This is a genomic window from Actinoplanes sp. G11-F43 (assembly GCF_050589265.1).
In the GTDB taxonomy this organism is placed as follows: domain Bacteria; phylum Actinomycetota; class Actinomycetes; order Mycobacteriales; family Micromonosporaceae; genus Actinoplanes.
This window is the reverse complement of record NZ_JBNZCE010000050.1, coordinates 68,839-86,352: the sequence shown is the minus strand read 5'-3', so window position 1 is coordinate 86,352 and position 17,514 is coordinate 68,839. Positions and strand designations below refer to the sequence as shown.

The following is a 17,514-nucleotide window of genomic DNA, read 5'->3' as shown; positions in this document are numbered from 1 at the left end:
TCTCCGCCACAACAGCAGAAAGCCGCACCGATCCCTACAACTCCTCGGAATCGCTTGAAACGGTCAAACCTCTACCTTGCAAAGGCCCTGACTCTGTGGCCGGTTGTGCGCGGGCACGGACTCCCGGGCCGGGTGGGGTGTCACGGTTCTCCGGTCATTCCCGCGTCCGTGTACTCGCCGTGATTAACCGGATACCCGGATTGCCCGCTTCGCGGAGGCCGAGGCCCCTGGATGACGGAGTTGTCCCGGCCCGGCTGCTGAGGCTCGATCCGGTTTAGCCACGGGGGCGTCGGTGGGTGTGACGGAGATCTTTCGGGGGTGGGGAAGGGCGTGCCCCAGTGAGAGGAATGCCGGAAATAAACCTGTTGAGCCGGGCTCTGGGGGCCGAGCAGGATGGGGATACCGCCTCGCTCCCCGACTTCATGCAAGGACTCTGTCATGCGCCTCCTTCGCGACCTGTGGGCCACAAGCCGAAGTCGCTCCGCGCTCGTCGCGTTTCTGATCGTCATCGGCGCGGCCGGGTCGGCGGGGGCGTTGGCTCTGGCCGGGCCGGTGCTGGTGAATCGGTCGTATCCGCTGTTCGTGGTGCTCGCGGTGGCTCTGGTCGCCGCGGTGCTCAGTGATGTGGTGGTCGGCCTGGTCGTCGCGGGGCTGACCGCCGACTGGGCGGCCCGTGTGCGCCGCCGGCTGAACCGGGTCGCGTTCGGCCAGGACATCCCCACCCTGGAGAACACGCCGGTCGGTGAGCTGCTGGACCGGATCGACTCGGACGTCTACCAGGTGGGTGCCGAGTTGCGGGGCAGTGGCATCCGGCTGGCGCAGTCGGTGGCGCTGGCCTCGCTGTCGATCGTCACCACGTTCTTCGTGTGGTGGCCGGCCGCGCTGGCGATGATCGCCGTCGGGATGCTGCTGTTCGTGGTGATGAACAAGCCGGTGCAGCGGATCGGCCCGATCCGGATCGCCGAGGAGGAGGCCTGGTCGGATCTGGCGGCGGTGATGGAGGAGGCCGTCCACGGGCAGGACGACGTGCGCACCAGTCTCGCCGCGCCGTACGTGCGGAAGCTGTACGCGGAGCGGGCCGCCGAGGTGCTGCGCCGGGGGCGGCGGGTGTGGCGCAAGTCGTCGAGGATCACCATGGCGGCGGGGGCGATCACGCGTTCGCTGATCGCGTTCCTGGTGGTGTTCGGCGCGTGGGCGCTGATGGCGGGTCACATCGACGGGGCCCGGCTGACCGCGGTGTGGCTGCTGGCGCTCGGTTTCGGTGGCACCCTGGAGCATCTGACCCGGATGGTCCCCGAGCTGCAGAACGCTCTCGGGGCATGGGGCCGTGTGCTGCTGCTCAGTGACGTACCGCAAGAGAGGTCTGAAGGGGTTGCCCCGGCCGACGGTGACCTGGTGGTGCGGAATCTGACGTTCCGTTACGGCGAGGTGGACAGTGGCCGGCCGCCGGCGTTGCGCGAGGTGAGTGTCACGTTCGCGCGGGGCAGGTCGTACGCGCTGATCGGCCGGACCGGTTCCGGCAAGTCGACGCTGGCGAAGGTGCTGACCCGGGCGGTGGACGTACCGGATGGCACGGTGTTCCTGGGTGATGTCGACATCAACGACATCGGTGTGGAGGGGCTGCGCCGGTGGACGGCGATCGTCCCGCAGCGTACCGAGATCCTGGCCGGCACCCTGGCGGAGAACATCGCGCTGTTCGATCCGGAGTTGCTGCCGAAAGCCGGCGGCGCGGTGCGTGAGCTGGGCCTGGCCGCGTGGGTGGAGGGCCTGCCGGACGGCATCGACACCCGGCTGGGTGACGGCGGCTACAAGTTGTCGGCCGGTCAGGAGCAGCTGGTGGCGTTCGCCCGGATCCTGGTCCGGGATCCGCAGGTGGTGATTCTGGACGAGGCGACCGCCCGGATGGACCCGGTGACCGAGTCGTGGGTGCAGCGGGCCACCGACCGGCTGCTGGAGGGCCGGATCGGTGTGATCGTGGCGCACCGGCTGTCGTCGGTGCAGCGCTGTGACGAGGTGGTGGTGCTCGCCGACGGCGCGGTGCTGGAGTCGGGGCCGTTGCGGGAGTCGCGCCGGTTCGCCGAGTTGATGGCGAGCAGCAACCTGGCGGTGCCGGCATCCCCGGCGGCCGCCGGCGGGGTGCTGGTGGCCGAGCGCGGCGACTGGGACGCGGCGATGCGTGACGAGCTGGGCCCGGACGCGTTGTCGAACCCGTTGCCGACGGTGGAGCCACCGCCGCTGCCGGAGCCACCGCGGGCCCGGACGATGCGGGAGATCCTGCGGCTGGCGATGAACGACAAGCGGTACGGTCTGGCCGCGTGCGGGTTCTTCCTGCTGCTGGTGCTGTTCGGTTTCGACGGCGCGATCCTGCCGCTGCTGTGGACGGATGTGGTCGACGGCGTGGGCAACCCGCTGTACCCGGCGATCGGCATCTCGGTGGCGCTGCTGGCGCTGATCCCGTCGCTCTACTTCACCGGGGTGTGGTTCCCGGAGTGGTGGGTGCGGCAGATGCTGCGGATCAGCCTGCGCCTGGTGCACGGCCAGATCGGCCCGCGCCGGGTCAGCAAGCACACCCCGGCCGAGGTGGTGGCGCAGGGTGGTGACACCGAGCGGGTGGTGATGCTGGCCGACAACCTGATCGACAACTCGGTGGCGATCTTCGCGATGGTGTCGATGACGGTGTTCTCCCAGTCGCTGGTGCCGGGCCTGTTCTTCGCCGGCACGATGCTGCTGTCGGGGCTGGCGGCGACGCTGTTCGGGCCACGGCTGGAGCGGGCGGCCCGGCGGACGGTGTCGGCGCGGGCCGCGTTCGCCACGTCACTGGTGTCGTCGATGTCGGCGGCGCGCACGGTGAAACTGGCCGGCGCGACCGAGCCGGTGCTGGCACATCTGGCCACGCTGGACGCGGCCCGCAGCGAGCTGCAGCGGCGGGAGATCGCGATCCAGGTGTGGGCCCGGTCCACGCCGTCGATCGTGAGCGGTCTGCTGCCGATCGCGGCCTGGTGGATGTATCTGAACGGGCACCTGACCGCGGCGGCCACCCTGATCGCGGTGTCGGTGCTGGGTGCGGCGCGGTGGTTCGCCTGGACGACGGCGTCGCTGGTGTCGCACTTCCCGTCGGCGAAGGTGTGGACGCGGCGGACGGCGGCGATGACCGGCGCCTCGGAGTATTCGGCGGACATCCCCGGGGTGGACCTGGTGGCCGGCACGGCGCCCGCGCCACCGACCGCACCCCGCAATCCGCTGCGTACGCTGGAGTTGTCCGGTTTCAGCGCGGTCCACGAGAACGGCGCCCTGGGTGTCCGCGACGTCGATCTGACCGTCGAGCGCGGGCAGCTGGTGCTGGTGCTGGGCCCGGTCGGGTCCGGCAAGTCGTCGCTGTTGCGGGCGCTGGCCGGGATCGTGCACCACACCGGCGGGCTGCGCTGGAACGGTGAGCCGATCGACGAGCCGGAGCACTTCCTGCGGCCCAACCAGGTGGGCTATGTCGCCCAGCTGCCGCGGGTGCTGTCCGGCACGGTGGCCGACAACATCCAGCTCGGGCACGAGGTGGACGCGGCCGGCGCGGTGTCGGTGGCCCAGTTGGAGCACGACCTGGCCACCGCCGGTGGTGGCCTGCAGCTGCTGATCGGGCACAAGGGCACCCGGCTGTCCGGCGGCCAGTTGCAGCGGCTGGCTCTGGCCCGGGCGCTGGCCCCGAGGACCGAGTTGCTGATCGCCGACGACGTCTCGTCCGCGCTGGACGTGACGACGGAGCTGGAGCTGTGGCGGGCGCTACGCTCGCACGGGGTGACGGTGGTCGGTTCGACGTCGAAGCGGGCGGCGCTGGCCCAGGCCGATCACGTGGTGGTGCTGATCGGTGGCCGGGCTGAGGATCAGGGCACCTGGGAGGAGCTGGCGGACCGGTGGGGTCACTTGGCCGGTTAGACGACGCCTTCCTGCTGCTCAAGCCGGATTGTCTGCGGCGTGGGCTGGGTGCCGAGGTGGACCGCACGGTCGCGGCGGCCGGGCTGACGGTGGCCGGCCGCCGCGATCTCACCCTCTCGCCCGCCGACGTGCGAGCCCTCTGGGCGGAGTACGACGACAGCGGTCACGGTCTGACCCTGGGTTTCCTGGACCGCTATCTGACCACCGGACCGTCCGGGTTGCTGCTGGTCAGCGGCCCGGATGCGTTCGAGGCTGCCCGGCGGGTGAAGCGGGAGGTCCGGTCCCGGTTCGCGGAGGGCCCGTTCGCGAACGTGATCCACGCGGCCGAGTTGCCGGCCGAGCTGGCCCGGCAGCGCGACCACCTGACCGGTGTCGATCAGGCGGCGGCGAAACCGGCGTCCCGGCCGCGGGGCATGGATTTCCGGGCGCATGTCGACGTACCCGCGCTGGTGGACGAGGTGTGGCCGCTGATCCAGGGTGAGCCGGCCGACCCGGGCCCGTACCAGCTGGATCCCGGGGTCAAGGGGGTTGTCGTGCTCGGCCCGGACCGGCGGCACACCCTGGATTCGACGGTGACCGCGCTGTGGCACGCGCTGCCGGGGGTGGAGCCGCGCCGGGCGGTGCTGCTGGCGATGCATGCCGGGTTCAGTGGCGGGTCGCCGATCGCGGTGGGTGGCCGTGCCGCACTGCGCCGCTGTCTGCGGGCGCTGCGCGAGCACGGCCTGGCGAACGTCAGTCTTGTTCCCGTTTGAGCCGGTCGGCGAGCCAGGCCACGGCGAGCGGATAACGATGGTCCATGCCACCGTGTTTGCCGGGGAACAATTCAAAGGCGATCTTCTCCGCCGGTACGCCGATGCGCAGCAGCCCGTCCTTGAACGCCTCGGCGCCGAGGTCGAGGAACCATTCGTCGCTGGTGCCTGCGTCGATCCAGACGGCGTTGAGGGAGCGCAGTTCGTCGGCGTACCGGTCGATCATCCGGATCGGGTCCCAGTGCAGCCACCGCTCCCACAGTTCGGGTTTGATCTGCCCGGAGCGCGGGTCGAACGGCAGGCGCGGGGTGCCGTCCGGGTCGGCGGAGAACGCGGCGGTGCAGCCGAGCACCAGGACGAGGAGCATGTCCTCCTCCTTGGTGAACGCGATCCGGGATTGGAAGTCCTTCCAGTACGCCAGGATGTCGTGGTCGTAGGCGCGCAGAGCCCGGGCGGCCTTGCCGAACTCGCTGAGATAGCAGTACTCGTAGAGGGCGTCCCCGGCGTGGGTGGCGAGGGCGGCGAACAGGTCCGGCCGCAGCATCGGGGTGATCATCGCGCCGAAGCCGCCGGACGACTTGCCGGTGATGGCCCGGGACTCCCGGTCGGGAATGGTGCGGTAGTGCTGGTCGACGTGGGGGACGACCTCGTCGCAGAGGTACGTGTGATAGTTGCCGGTGCCGGGCGAGTCGACGAACTGGGAGCCGCCGTACGCGGTCCACGCGTCCACGTACACGATGATGCACCCGGGTGCCCGGCCGGATGCGAAGACCTGGTCGGCGGTCTCAATGAACGGCTGCCGGAACGGCTGCCGGTTGCCCCACATGGTGACCTGGCCGGAGTACCCCTGGATCACGTAGATGCTCGGGTACCGCTGGTCACCCTGCTCGTAGCCGGGCGGCGTGTAGACCCACAGCGGCCGGACGTGCGGGTCGCCGAGGGGGTTGCCGCGCAGCGCCAGCGAGTCGATCGTGTCGTGGTGCAGGGTGCCGGTCAGTTCGGTGGTCCATATCGACATGAGGCCGAGTCAACTATCTTTTCCGGATGTCCGCACCCAGGTTGGCTTGGCTCGACGGTCTGCGCGCCGTCGCGGTCCTCCTGGTGGTGTACGCCCATCTGACCCGTTTCGTGTTCACCGGTCTGCGGGCGGTGACCGGTGAGTGGCTGCACGCGGGCACCGCCGGGGTGATGCTGTTCTTCCTGGTCAGCGGCTACATCATTCCGGCTTCGCTGGAGCGGCACGGCGATCTGCGAGCGTTCTGGCGCAGCCGGGCCCGGCGGCTGTTCCCGCTCTATCTGGCCGTGATCGCGGTCCTGATCGTCACCGGGGCGCCGGTCGACGCGTCGACGCTGGTGGGCCACGCCACCATGCTGCCGTTCCTCACCGGTGTGCCGTTGATCACCGCGGTCTTCTGGACGCTCTCCTTCGAGATGGCTTTCTACCTTCTGGTGACGAGCCTTTTCGCGGTACGGGTGACCAGCGCCTCGATTCCCGCCGTCCTGCTCGCGCTCGCCGGCATGCTGACCACTCCGCTCGTACCCCTCAACTGGGGTGATGTCTCTCTGGTGTCGGCGGTGATCCTGGTGGCGGGACTGGCCGGGCTGCTGTCCCGGCGCCGGTGGGCGGAGATCACCGGCGGTCTGGTGCTGGGCGCCGGCACGATGGGGCTGCTGGTGTTCAACATGGATCCGGCACACGCCCGGGACGGCCTGCTGATCGTGGCGGTGATGTTCACCGGCACCGTCGTCCACCGCGCCGACCACGGCCGGATCCCGTGGTGGCGGGCCGGCCTGGTGATCGGCGTGGTGGCGTCGTCGCTGCTGGTGGTCTGGCTGGTGGAGCTGGCCGACCTGGACGCACTGACCCCGCGCTACATCACCCGCTCGGTGCTGACCCTGCTGGTCATCGGTGGCGGGTTCGCCCTGGGCATGCTGCTGCGGCACCGGCGGGTCCCGGCGTGGCTGGCCCGGATCGGGGTGCTCAGCTATTCGGTCTATCTGATCCACTACGTGGTGATCGAACTGGCCCGCCCGGTGTTGCGGTCACCGATCCCCGATCCGCTGCTGGCCACCGGCTACCTGGCCGTGGTCCTGAGTGTCTCGTGGGCCACCCACCGGTGGATCGAGGTGCCCGGCCAGCGTCTATGGTCGGCCCATGCCGGAAACCAGCCCGACCTGGCGGGAAGTCGACGGTGAGGTCGTCGTGGATGACAGCGCCCGATCTTCCAGCGGGAGCAGGGCGCCTACCGCCTGGAGGCCCTGGCGTATCACGCCGACGGCCGGCTCTCAGCGCGACACCCGCCTTCGCCCTGGTACGCGGTAGACCGGCTCCGTGCTCTCCCCCAGCAGCATCTGCGCCGAGACCTGATTCATCCGGCGCAGGCCTCGTTCAGCTCTTCGTTCCGCGAGTTCCTGCAGTTCGTTCCAGTACTTCTCCAGGGCGTCGAACTGATCCCCGTGCTCTCCGTGCAGAGCTTCGAGAACGTCCCGGTCCGAGCTGGGATTGAGGCTGAACGACACCGCTGTGCCCGGTAGATCCTGGGCGAAGACGACCTCCAGGCTGCGGGCGATCTCCCCGACCAGGCTGTGCGCCGGGCGGGTCCCGGCCGTCCCACCGACCGGGGAATCCGCTGCGGCCAGGCCCGCGCCGAGGATTCCGGCGACCAGGATCGCATATCCGACATCGACGTCAGTCAGACTGTTAGGTGTATCGGAATCGATGGCGAGAACACCGAAAGCCGTATCACCGGCACGGACCGGAACCGCGACGTACGACTTGTACGGCCGACCCTGATAGTCGGCGAAGTGGGCCGGCGGAGAAGCGTCGATGTCGTTCACCACCAGGACCCGGTCCCCTTTAGCCAATTCCAGCACCCGCTTGTCGTTCAGGGATCTCCGGGCATCGAAGTCCCATCGGGGCTGAACACCTTCGTAGGTGCCGTCATACGCCCGGCGAGTGGCGACGGAATCGGATTCGAGTTGATAGAAGATCGCTCTGGTATTCACCACCCGGCTCAGGTTCTGGCCGCAGACCGCTTTGGCCACGCTGACCGTGAGACGGACGAGGACGTCGGTGGCCTTCTCCCGCTCGCTCTCGGTCTCAGCAGCCACGATGTCCCCGAGCGCGGTGATCAGCGGCTGGGCGGTCCGGGTCAGCGCCACACCCCGAAGCTCCTGCTCGAACGACTTCTCCGCGGCCACCTCGGCCCGGATGAGAGTCAGCTTGCCCAACAGGAACGTGCAAACCATGGCGACCAGGCACACCCCGACGAGCATGCCGCTGCGGGCGCCCGCGTTGGCCACGGCGAAGGCACCGGACACCACGCCGGTGGCGGTGAAGAGGAGAAACATCGTCGGCAGGAGGAACCGCGCCCGCCATCGGGCCGCCCGGCCCTGGGATTGCACGAAGTCCCGGCGGACCGCCCACCCCGCCACCACGACCAGGACCGCGGTCCAGGCGGTCAGCACCTCGCCCATGCCCATCCAGGCACCGAGAAAGCCGATGATCAGCACCACCGCACCGGCGCCCACCACCGTCAGCAACCGGGCCAGATAGATCTTCGCGGCACGTGAGAGCCCGAGTTCGAGAGGTAGCGCATCGCCGAAGAATCTGTCGGAATTGCGACTGCGCGATGAATCCTCAATGATCTTCACAGATGCCTCCAGATACGCACGGCGGTCAAGTAGAGGTCGCGTGCCGTATATACCGCCAGCAACGTAAGAGTAGACCCGTCGAACATGTACTCGATGATCTGACGTTTGACCTCCGTCATTCCGGGTTGCTCGCCGAGTAGATCCAGGACGATCTCGGTGTATCGCTGGGATAACGCGAATCCGACGATGAACAGGAAGTCGATCGCAACGTGCACCGAGAGGACGAAGAACATCCAGAGCCGGAACCGCAAGCTTTTGAGATCGCTCATCACATGGAACCGAAATCCCCGGCTCGGCTCCTCCGCGGGTGATTCCTCCGGCACCGGCGAAATCTCTTTCTGATCGCTTCCCGCCGGCGGCTGGTCGGCCACGCGGGGTTCCACCGCGCGCTTCAGTTCACCGGGCGGGCTTCCCGTCACATCAGGCGACTCGGATCTGCCTCTTCCGGATGGTCGATCTTTACGGCGGGAAGACATGATTCGTTCCTCCGGCATCACGGGAAACTGCCGACTGATCCATCGTGGTGACTGTCCAGACGGAGTTTGCCGTGCTCATGACCCCGTGTCCACGCGAAGCGGCGGTGATTGCGCATCATGTGACCACTGCTCCACTGTGGCCACTTCCGCAGCTCGCCCATCCCGGATTTCACCGGGTTCGATGCCGCCGGGCACGACGTCAGGACCTCCGTTCGCGTGCCGGTGTCTGCGGCTCGAATCGAGCCGCAGACCGGCACCCTCGCTAGCGGCCCTGCAGTGCCTTCACGTTGTCACCGAAGGTCCATCCGCGCGAACCGTCCCAGTTGATGGACCACGTCATCAGGCCTTTGATGCCCGGGACACTGTTGTACGCCTGCGTCACCAGACTCGGCGTCAGGTATCCCCCGCCGGCACCGGGCTGGGCGGGCAGACCCGGGACCTGTTTGTCGTACGGAATCCGGATCGTGGTGCCCTGAATGGTGAGCCCGTCGGCCAGGCAGCGGGTCTGTGCGGTGAATCCCTGCACGGTCCCGGCGCCGTAGGCGTCACCCGAGCAGCCGTACATACTCCCGTTGTAGTACTGCATGTTCAACCACCACAGCCGGCCGCTGTCCAGGTACTTCTTGATGATCGGCAGATAGGAGCCCCAGATCGAGCCGTAGACCACCGAACCACCGGTCACGTACGCCGTCTCCGGCGCCATCGTCAGGCCGAAGTTCGACGGCATCGCCGCCAGCACCCCGTCGATGATCCGGATCAGGTTGGCCTGCGACGTGGACAGGGTGGTGATGCTGCCGCTGCCGGTCAGGCCAGTCTCGATGTCGATGTCGATGCCGTCGAAGTGGTACGCCTTCAGGATCGGCACGATGGTGGCCACGAAACGGTCGGCCACCGCGCTGGAACTCAGGTCGATGCCGGCGGTCGCGCCCCCGATCGACATCAGGATGGTCGCGCCCTGCGCCTTGGCCGCGCAGATCTCGGCCACGGTCGGCACCTTGACCCCGGAGTCCATGCCGTTCTCCCACAGCACGGTGCCGTCCGAGCGGATCACGGGGAAGGCCGCCATCAGCACGTTGTACCCGTGCTGGGTGATCCGGCTGTCGTTGATCGGAATCCAGCCCATCCCCGGGTGTACGCCGTTGGACGCGCCGTCCCAGTTCTCCCAGTAGCCCTGGAGGACCTTGCCGGCCGGCCGGCCCTTGACGCCGCAACCGGTGGGGCTGGACGGGCTCACACTCGGGCTGGCGCTGGAACTCGCACTCGGTGATGGGCTGCCGCTTCCGCCGGTGCAGGCGCCCCGGGAACTCCACAGTGTCGGGGTGGCCGCCGGGTTCCAGCCGGTGCCGACGTAGGCGGTATGCGTGACCAGCGCCTGATAGAGAGTGGACTGATAGGTGACCTGCTGACCGGCGGTGTAGGCGGCACCTTCGGCCCAGGTGGTCGGGGAGCAGACCACGGCCGCCGCCCCACTCGGCTGGAACGCCAGCACGGCACCGCTCGCCACCAGCACACCAGCGGCGAGCGCCATCAACGAACGTCGAAGTCGCATGCCTCACATAGTGGCGTTCACATCTTTAATTATCAAGGCTTCTTAACTATTAACGGGAGACCCAGGAAGGCGGCGAACGGCTCCAGCGCCGGGACCGCCTCGTCAAGATCAAAATCAGCCAGCGGGTGTACGGTCACCGACACCGCCTTCTTCCCCACCGTCCGTTTCCAGGTGGCCATCACCCGGCCGTCGCGGACCAGAGTGGACTGGAAGACGCCGTTGCCGCCCGGGATGATCGCGGCCACCTGCTCCGGTGTGGCCATCATCGACCGGTCCTTGAAACCCAGCATGTATTCGTCGAAGCCTGGCAGCGCGCGCCAGCCCGACACCGGCGGGGCGTCCAGCACCTCCGGATCGGCCCACATGTCGTCGCCGAACTGTGTGAGCCCGGCGGCGGCCAGCGCTCTGCGGCAGTCGGTGACGGTCAGGCCGGTCCAGCCGGCGAAGTCTTTCACCGTGGTCGGGCCGTGTGAGCGGAAGTAACGGAACGCCAGGATCGCCAGGGCCTCGTCGCGGGACGGGGTGTTGCGCTGCTCGGCCCACTCGTCGAGCAGCACGAACGTCTGCTCGGCACCCCGGTTCGGGGCGATCGCGGTGATGCCGCGCTGACTCGCGTACCACAGAAGGTGGTAGCCCAGCTGCCCGGTGACCGGGACGCCGCCCGCGCTGATCGCGGCCACACACTCCGACCGGGTCAGCCGCCCGCCGCCGGCCAGTGCCGTGCCGAGGACGTCGGCGGCCCGGTCCGCGTCGCTCTCGCTCAGGCCCAGGGTCTCGCGCCGTTTCGCCGCGCCGGCCAGGGCCCGCACCCCGGTCAGCTCCAGCATCCAGTGCGCGTCGGCGGACGGGATCAGGTGCACGGTGCCGCGCATCGGCCAGGTGCGCACCACATCGCGCCGCTCGGTGGCCGCCACCACCTCGGCCAGGGTGCTGCCGGGCAGGCGGGCGCCGAGCGACCACAGCACGCTGTTGAGGTCCTGCGCCTGCATCGCGCCGAACCACTCCACGACGCTCGCGACGTCGGGTCGCTCACGCGCGCCGCCGCGATCGCCGAGGAGCAGGCTGGTCATCCGCAAGCTCAGGGCCGTATCGAAGTCCACGGCCCTGAGCTTAGAGAAGGGGTACGACGTTTTTCACCGGCCGCGCTGCGCCCGGTACCGCTTGATCAGCAGGTTCGTCGACGAGTCGGCGTCGTCGGCCGGGCTCTCCCGCGAGGTCAGTTTCGGCGCGAGCTGGTTGGCCATCACCTTGCCCAGCTCCACCCCCCACTGGTCGAACGAGTTGATCTCCCAGATCACGCCCTGGGTGAACGTGATGTGCTCGTACAGCGCGACCAGCTGCCCGAACGTGGCCGGGGTGAGGCTCTCGGCGAGGATCGTGGTGGTCGGGTGGTTGCCCTGCATCACCCGGTGCGGCGCGACCTTCGGGTCGGTGCCCTCCGCCTCGACCTGCTCCAGCGTGCGGCCGAAGGCGAGCGCACCGGTCTGGGCCAGGAAGTTCGACATGAACAGGTCGTGCATCTCGCCGATGTCGTGGTTCGGCACGCTGAAGCCGATGAAGTCCGCCGGGATCAGCTTGGTGCCCTGGTGGATCAGCTGGTAGAAGGCGTGCTGGCCGTTGGTGCCGGGCTCGCCCCAGAACACCTCACCGGTCTGGTAGGTGACCGGCTCGCCGTTCAGCCGCACCGACTTGCCGTTGCTCTCCATGGTGAGCTGCTGGAGGTAGGCGGCGAACCGGTGCAGGTACTGCGCGTACGGCAGGACGGCGTGCGACTGGGCGCCGAGGAACGTGTCGTACCAGACGTTGATCAGGCCGAGCAGGGCTGGCACGTTGCGCTCGATCGGGGTGCTGCGGAAGTGCTCGTCGACGGCGTGGTAGCCGGCCAGCATCTCGGCGAACCGGTCCTTGCCGATCGCGATCATCACGGACAGGCCGACCGCGGACGGCAGCGAGTAGCGGCCGCCCACCCAGTCCCAGAAGCCGAACATGTTGGCCGTGTCGATGCCGAAGTCGGCGACCTTCGCCGCGTTGGTGCTGACCGCGACGAAGTGCTTGGCGACCGCCGACGCGTCCCCGCCGAGGCCCTCCAGCAGCCAGGAGCGCGCCTCCTTGGCGTTGGTCAGCGTCTCCTGGGTGGTGAACGTCTTGGACACCACGATGAACAGGGTGGTGGCCGGGTCCAGGTCGTGGGTCTTCTCGAACAGGTCGGTGGGGTCGATGTTCGACACGAACCGGCACTCGATGTCGCGCTGGGTGAAGTCCTTCAGCGCCTCGTACGCCATCACCGGGCCCAGGTCGGAGCCGCCGATGCCGATGTTGACGATCGTCTTGATGTGCTCGCCGGTGTGGCCCTTCCACTCCCCGGAGCGGACCTTGCCGGCGAACGCGCCCATCTTGTCGAGCACCTCGTGCACGTCGGCGACCACATCCTGCCCGTCGACCACGAGTGCGGCGTCGCGCGGCAGGCGCAGGGCGGTGTGCAGGACGGCGCGGTCCTCGGTGATGTTGATGTGCTCACCGGCGAACATCGCGGTGATCTTCTCGCTCAGCTTCGCCCGCTGCGCCAGCGCGAACAGGGCGCTCAGCACCTCGTCGGTGAGCAGGTTCTTGCTGTAGTCGACATACAGCCCGGCGACCTCGGCGGCATACCGCTCGCCCCGCTGCGGGTCACTGCCGAACAGGTCGCGCAGGTGCACCGCGGAGAACTTCTCGGCGAGCCCCTGAAGTGTCTGCCACTCGGCGCTGTCGGAAACGTGATCGCTCATAACTCCACTCCGAACCTGGACGACGCGTAAATCGTGGCACGATCCGGTGCCCGGCACCCGCGAACCGGCCGCTCGGACGTGTCCTGTCCGCGAGGTTAGTCCCCTGATCACGCCGGTACGTCCCCGGTGTCCTTCTTCTCACTCCAGTGAACCGTTGTGCCGTTCGACTCTGTCGGTACCCGGAAATGACCGTCCGTCCCTCGAAAATGTCGTACCCCCTCCCTACGGTTCCGGGCATGGTTTCCGCGGCGTACTCGTACCTCGGCTCGTCGGCCCTCGACGACGGCCTCACCCTGCAGACCTCCGGCGGCCCGGCGGCGCACCCCCGGTTCTTCACCGGGTTCCTCACCGCCCCGGGCGCGTCGGCGACCGGGCTGCTGGCGGTGGCCGAGGTCGCCCGGACCAGATACTTCCGGCCGCTGCCGCCGGCCAGCCTCGACCCGGTCGTCACCGCCGGGTCGGACCGGTTGCGGTTCGAGTCGTTCTCCGGCTGCTGCGGGGTGTACGCGCGGATGGACGTGCTGCCCGGTGGCCTGGACGGCGACATCCTCGCCCACGGCACCACCAACGTCGACGTCAACCTGCCGTTGCAGCGGGCGCTGACCCGGGTCGGGCGCGCCGATCCGATGCACGTCGCGGTCGGGCCGGACGACCTGACCGTCACCACGTTCGACGGCGAGCTGGTCGAGCGCAAGGTGCCGCTGCCGTCGCGCTGGCTGCGCGGTTTCGCCGAGGCGCAGGTGCTGACCTCCCGGTTCGACGCGCGCGCCGAGATCGGCGTGGCCGAGGCCCGGCTGCTGCTCAACCGGCTGCCCACCAACGACAGATCGGTGTTGTGGGCGGTCCCGGCCGGTCGTTCGCTGCGCTTCACCTCCCGGCCGGTGCCGGGCGCGGTCTGCCTGCCGGGCGCGGGCCGTCTGGTGGCTCTCAAACCCTTCTTGCGGTACGGCGTGAGGCTGCGCGTCTACGGCCCGGCGGTGGCGGCCGGCAGTGGCCCGGTGGCGAGCACATGGGAGCTGAGCACACCGTCGCTGCGGCTGTCGCTGACTCTCTCCCCCGAGCCGTACCGGGGCTTCTCCGGTGAGGGCGCGGTCCTCGACGCGCTGGTCAGCGACGAGGCAGCCGACGACGCCGACCTGGTCAGCGCCTTGCTCTCCTGGGATCCGACGATCGACGTGGACGCCCTGGCCACCGCCTCCGGCCTGGGCGCGGCCCGGGTGCGCGACGCGCTGGCCCAGCTCGGCACGGCCGGGCGGGTCGGCTACGACGTGGCCGAGGCCGGCTATTTCCACCGCACCCTGCCGTATTCGCCGGACGTGGTGGAGCGGATGAACCCCCGGCTGGCCGGGGCCCGCGCGCTGGCCGCCGCCGGCGCGGTCACCGCCGGGGCCGAGGTGTCGGTGGTGCGCAGCGGCGACGAGATCTACCACGTGCGCGACGCCACCTCCTGCACCTGCCCGTGGTGGGCGGAGTATCGCGGCGGGCGCGGCCCGTGCAAACACGCGCTGGCCGTCCGGCTGGTGCTGGCCGGCGCCGAGCCGGAGACCGAGGATGCCGAGGTGACCGCGTGACCCTCGACTGGGAGACCGTGGACCGGCTGGCCCGCGCCGGCGACGACGCCGGGGTCGCCACGCTGCTGATCAGCGCCGGTGAGGCCGAGCGCCGCGCCTTCTTCAAGACCGTCGAGGCCGGGATCAAGGCGGTCGACCCGGCGTCGCTGTGGCGGTTGCAGGCCAACCCCGCCGGCGGGTACGCCATCGCCGTGCTCGGCACCGCACCGACCGCGCAGAGGGCGTCAGCCCTGCTCACCCGCCGGATCCTGCGCGACCACTGGCGCTGGATGCCGACCGCGCACCTGCTGGCCGTCGCCGCCGCCCGTGGGCTGGACTGGCTGGGCGACCTCGGGCACCGGCTGGCCCAGCGGCTGCCCACCCGGGACGTGTGGGAGAGCTCCGAGTGGGAGTTCGTCGCGGCCGTGATCCGGGCCGGTGGGGCCGAACCGCCGGTCATCGAGGGGGTGGTGCGCGGCTGGCTGGCCGGGCTGATCGGCCCCCGGGCAAGCCGGCGCAGACCGGTGCCGTTGACGACACGGATGCGCGAGGACCCGTACCTCGATCTGATTCTGCCCTCGCTCTTCGAGATCGACGGCCTGGGTGCGGTGATCTTCAACTCGGGGTGGTCCGACGGGTCCGACGACCCGGCGACCGTCGCCCGGTTCCCCGGCGCGACCGCCGCGCTGGTCGCCGAGGGCCGGCTGGACCGCAAGACGATCCTGGCCGCCACCGTCGACCGGCTGACCCGTGGTGACAAACCGAACGCGTTGCGCCCGTTCGCCGTGCTGCACGACTGCCTGGCGCCCACCGTGGACGAGATCGCCGAGTACGCGCCGGACTACCTGCGGATGCTGGCCGAGGGTCCCGGCCCGCTCGCCGCGCTGGCCCAGACCGCCCTGCGCATCCTCGACGACCACGGCCGTCTCGATCTGGACCTCCTGCTCGACACCAGCGCCCCGGTCCTGATCCGTAAAGAGAAGAGCCTGGTCAAAGCCCAGATCGCCTGGCTGGAGAAGGTCGCCCGGCGCGACCCCGGACGGGTCGGTGAGGTGACCGTGGCGATCTCCGGCGGATTCGGCCATCCGGCGCTCGACATCCAGGAGCGCGCCCTGGCCGTGGCCGCCGGACACCTGCCCGTCCTCGGCCCGGAGACGGTCGCCCGGATCGCTGCGGAGTCCACGCTGCTCGCCGGAGATCTGACCGCCCGCGCCGCCGAACTGTTCGGCACCACCGTCGCCGTCGCCGACCGGCCGGTGGCGCTGGTCGCTGTCGAGGCCGCCCCGATGCCGGCGCCCATCACCTCCGCCGCCGAGTTGGCCGAGGAGGTGGTCGTCCTGCTGCACGACCAGACCGGCCTGCGGTGGGAGCGGGTGCTGGACGCCCTGGTCCGCCTGCACGCCGACAGCGACCGGGAGTCGCTGACCGCCGCGCTGGCCCCGGTGCTGGAGCGGCACGAGGCGTGGTTCCGCGACAGCACCTGGAACCCGTGTTCGCCGTTCATCGCCCTGGGCACCGCCATGTTCATGGCCACCGTGCCGCTGCCCGCCCGGGACAACAACCTGCTGCGCCTGCAGATGGCGGTGCGGGCCGCCTGGCAGGAGGGCCGCCGCGGCGGAGACGACTCCCGGCTGCCCACCGACCCGTTCGGCGTGCTGGTGCTGCGGACCGCCGAGATCGCCGTGCACATCAACGGCGCGATGATGCCGATGCTGGTGGCCACCCCCACCCGGGTGAACGGCAGCGTCGACCCGGCCGTCCTGCTGGAGCGGCTGTCCCGGGCCGAGGCGGAGGGCTGGCAGCCGTGGCCGTTCGACCTGGAGCAGGCCCTGCTGCGCCTGCCCCGCACCGGCGTGGACCCGGCGGTGACGGCCGGGGCCGCGGCGCTGACCTCACCGGCCGGCCGGCAGTTCGCCCAGTGGCTGGCCTCCGGCGGCCTGCCCGACCCGGTCAGCGAGCCGTTCCTGCAGCTCATGGACGCCAACCCGATCAGCGACGCCCCGGTGCGCCGCCGGATGGCGGTGCGGCTCCGCCCGTCCCGCGACGGCGGCCTGCGCCTGGAACGGCAACTGCTCACCCACGAGCCGGAGAAGCATCCGGCGTGGTGGCCGAACGAGTTCGACGGCATCGAGAGTGTGCTCACCATGGTGCTGCCGCACCATCGTGAGGTCGCCGCCGCCTGGGCCATCGCCGGCCAGGCCACCCTGGCCGACCAGAACCGCCGCGGCAACGGCGTCCTGCTCCCCTGCCTGGCCGAGTGCACCGGCCCGGTCGGCCCCGGCCTGGCATACGCCCTCGCCTACACCCTCGCCGCCAAACAGGAGACCGACCGGGCCTCCGCCCTGGACGCGTTCCTGGCCCTGGCCGCCGGCACCGAACCGTTCGCGCCGGCGGTCGGCGCGGCCCTGGCCGACCTGGCCGCCGACAGCACGATCAAACTCAGCCGGGTCATCCCGGTCCTGGCCGACGCCCACCGGGCCGGCGCGTCCGGGGCCGTCTGGGAGGTATTGACAGCCGCCCTGCCACCGCTGCTGACCACCAAACTCCGAGCAGTCCCCGACCTGCTGGAACTGGCCACTCAGATAGCGGTGACCGGCAACCTCCACGCGGAGATCCCCGGCCTGTCCGAGGCAGCGGCCCAGCCCGGAACGAGCCGCTTGGTCCAGGAGTCCAAACGCCTGCACACCATCCTGACCACCCCGTGACGCCCCGACTCCCCAATCCTCGCCCCACCCCGTTTTTTTCGGCTAGCCGTCGCTCAGACAGGTAATCGCTGCTCGATAACACGTCTGAGGTACGGCTCGGCATACTCAGCCGTACCTCAGACATGTTATCCGGGTGCCATAA

General features: G+C 69.7%; 11 protein-coding genes. 5 read left to right on the top strand and 6 right to left on the bottom strand.

The genetic code is table 11. From position 1 onward, the window contains the following. Window positions 1–438: 438 nt before the first annotated feature. Complete coding sequence (locus ACQ0O7_RS40595) at window positions 439–3,924, top strand: ATP-binding cassette domain-containing protein (RefSeq protein WP_430790968.1); 3,486 nt, start codon at window positions 439–441, stop codon at window positions 3,922–3,924. Next, on the top strand, window positions 3,903–4,676 hold the full coding sequence (locus ACQ0O7_RS40590; RefSeq protein ID WP_430790966.1) for a hypothetical protein: 774 nt from the start codon (window positions 3,903–3,905) through the stop codon (window positions 4,674–4,676). The genes ACQ0O7_RS40595 and ACQ0O7_RS40590 overlap by 22 nt, the downstream gene beginning before the upstream one ends. On the opposite strand, the gene ACQ0O7_RS40585 is transcribed toward ACQ0O7_RS40590, so the two are convergent. Then, complete coding sequence (locus ACQ0O7_RS40585) at window positions 4,657–5,691, bottom strand: alpha/beta hydrolase (protein WP_430790964.1); 1,035 nt, start codon at window positions 5,689–5,691, stop codon at window positions 4,657–4,659. The two genes, ACQ0O7_RS40590 and ACQ0O7_RS40585, sit on opposite strands and share 20 nt — an antisense overlap. Before the next feature lie 26 nt (window positions 5,692–5,717). Between ACQ0O7_RS40585 and ACQ0O7_RS40580 the strand changes: the two genes are divergently transcribed. Continuing rightward, a complete protein-coding gene (locus ACQ0O7_RS40580) occupies window positions 5,718–6,869 on the top strand; it encodes an acyltransferase family protein (protein WP_430790962.1) in 1,152 nt (383 codons plus the stop codon). A gap of 90 nt (window positions 6,870–6,959) precedes the next feature. Here the strand turns inward: ACQ0O7_RS40580 and ACQ0O7_RS40575 are convergent, their stop codons facing one another. The 5 genes from ACQ0O7_RS40575 to pgi form a co-directional block, all read right to left on the bottom strand. Next, on the bottom strand, window positions 6,960–8,207 hold the full coding sequence (locus ACQ0O7_RS40575; protein WP_430790974.1) for a GAF domain-containing protein: 1,248 nt from the start codon (window positions 8,205–8,207) through the stop codon (window positions 6,960–6,962). 116 nt (window positions 8,208–8,323) lie between these two features. Beyond that, window positions 8,324–8,803 carry a hypothetical protein gene (locus tag ACQ0O7_RS40570; protein ID WP_430790960.1) on the bottom strand — a complete coding sequence of 160 codons (480 nt, stop codon included), beginning with the start codon at window positions 8,801–8,803 and terminating at the stop codon, window positions 8,324–8,326. A gap of 262 nt (window positions 8,804–9,065) precedes the next feature. Then, window positions 9,066–10,352 (bottom strand): carbohydrate-binding protein, encoded by a 1,287-nt coding sequence (locus ACQ0O7_RS40565; RefSeq protein ID WP_430790958.1) that lies wholly within the window; start codon window positions 10,350–10,352, stop codon window positions 9,066–9,068. 32 nt (window positions 10,353–10,384) lie between these two features. Then, window positions 10,385–11,422 (bottom strand): winged helix DNA-binding domain-containing protein, encoded by a 1,038-nt coding sequence (locus ACQ0O7_RS40560; RefSeq protein ID WP_430790972.1) that lies wholly within the window; start codon window positions 11,420–11,422, stop codon window positions 10,385–10,387. Between the two features lie 63 nt (window positions 11,423–11,485). Continuing rightward, the gene (gene pgi / locus ACQ0O7_RS40555) at window positions 11,486–13,117 is read right to left on the bottom strand and encodes a glucose-6-phosphate isomerase (protein ID WP_430790956.1); all 1,632 of its coding nucleotides are present in this window, start codon (window positions 13,115–13,117) and stop codon (window positions 11,486–11,488) included. Window positions 13,118–13,353: 236 nt separating this feature from the next. On the opposite strand from pgi, the gene ACQ0O7_RS40550 reads away from it, so the two are divergent. Continuing rightward, the gene (locus tag ACQ0O7_RS40550; RefSeq protein WP_430790954.1) at window positions 13,354–14,688 is read left to right on the top strand and encodes an SWIM zinc finger family protein; all 1,335 of its coding nucleotides are present in this window, start codon (window positions 13,354–13,356) and stop codon (window positions 14,686–14,688) included. After that, on the top strand, window positions 14,685–17,372 hold the full coding sequence (locus ACQ0O7_RS40545; protein WP_430790952.1) for a DUF6493 family protein: 2,688 nt from the start codon (window positions 14,685–14,687) through the stop codon (window positions 17,370–17,372). The genes ACQ0O7_RS40550 and ACQ0O7_RS40545 overlap by 4 nt, the downstream gene beginning before the upstream one ends. Window positions 17,373–17,514 lie beyond the last annotated feature (142 nt).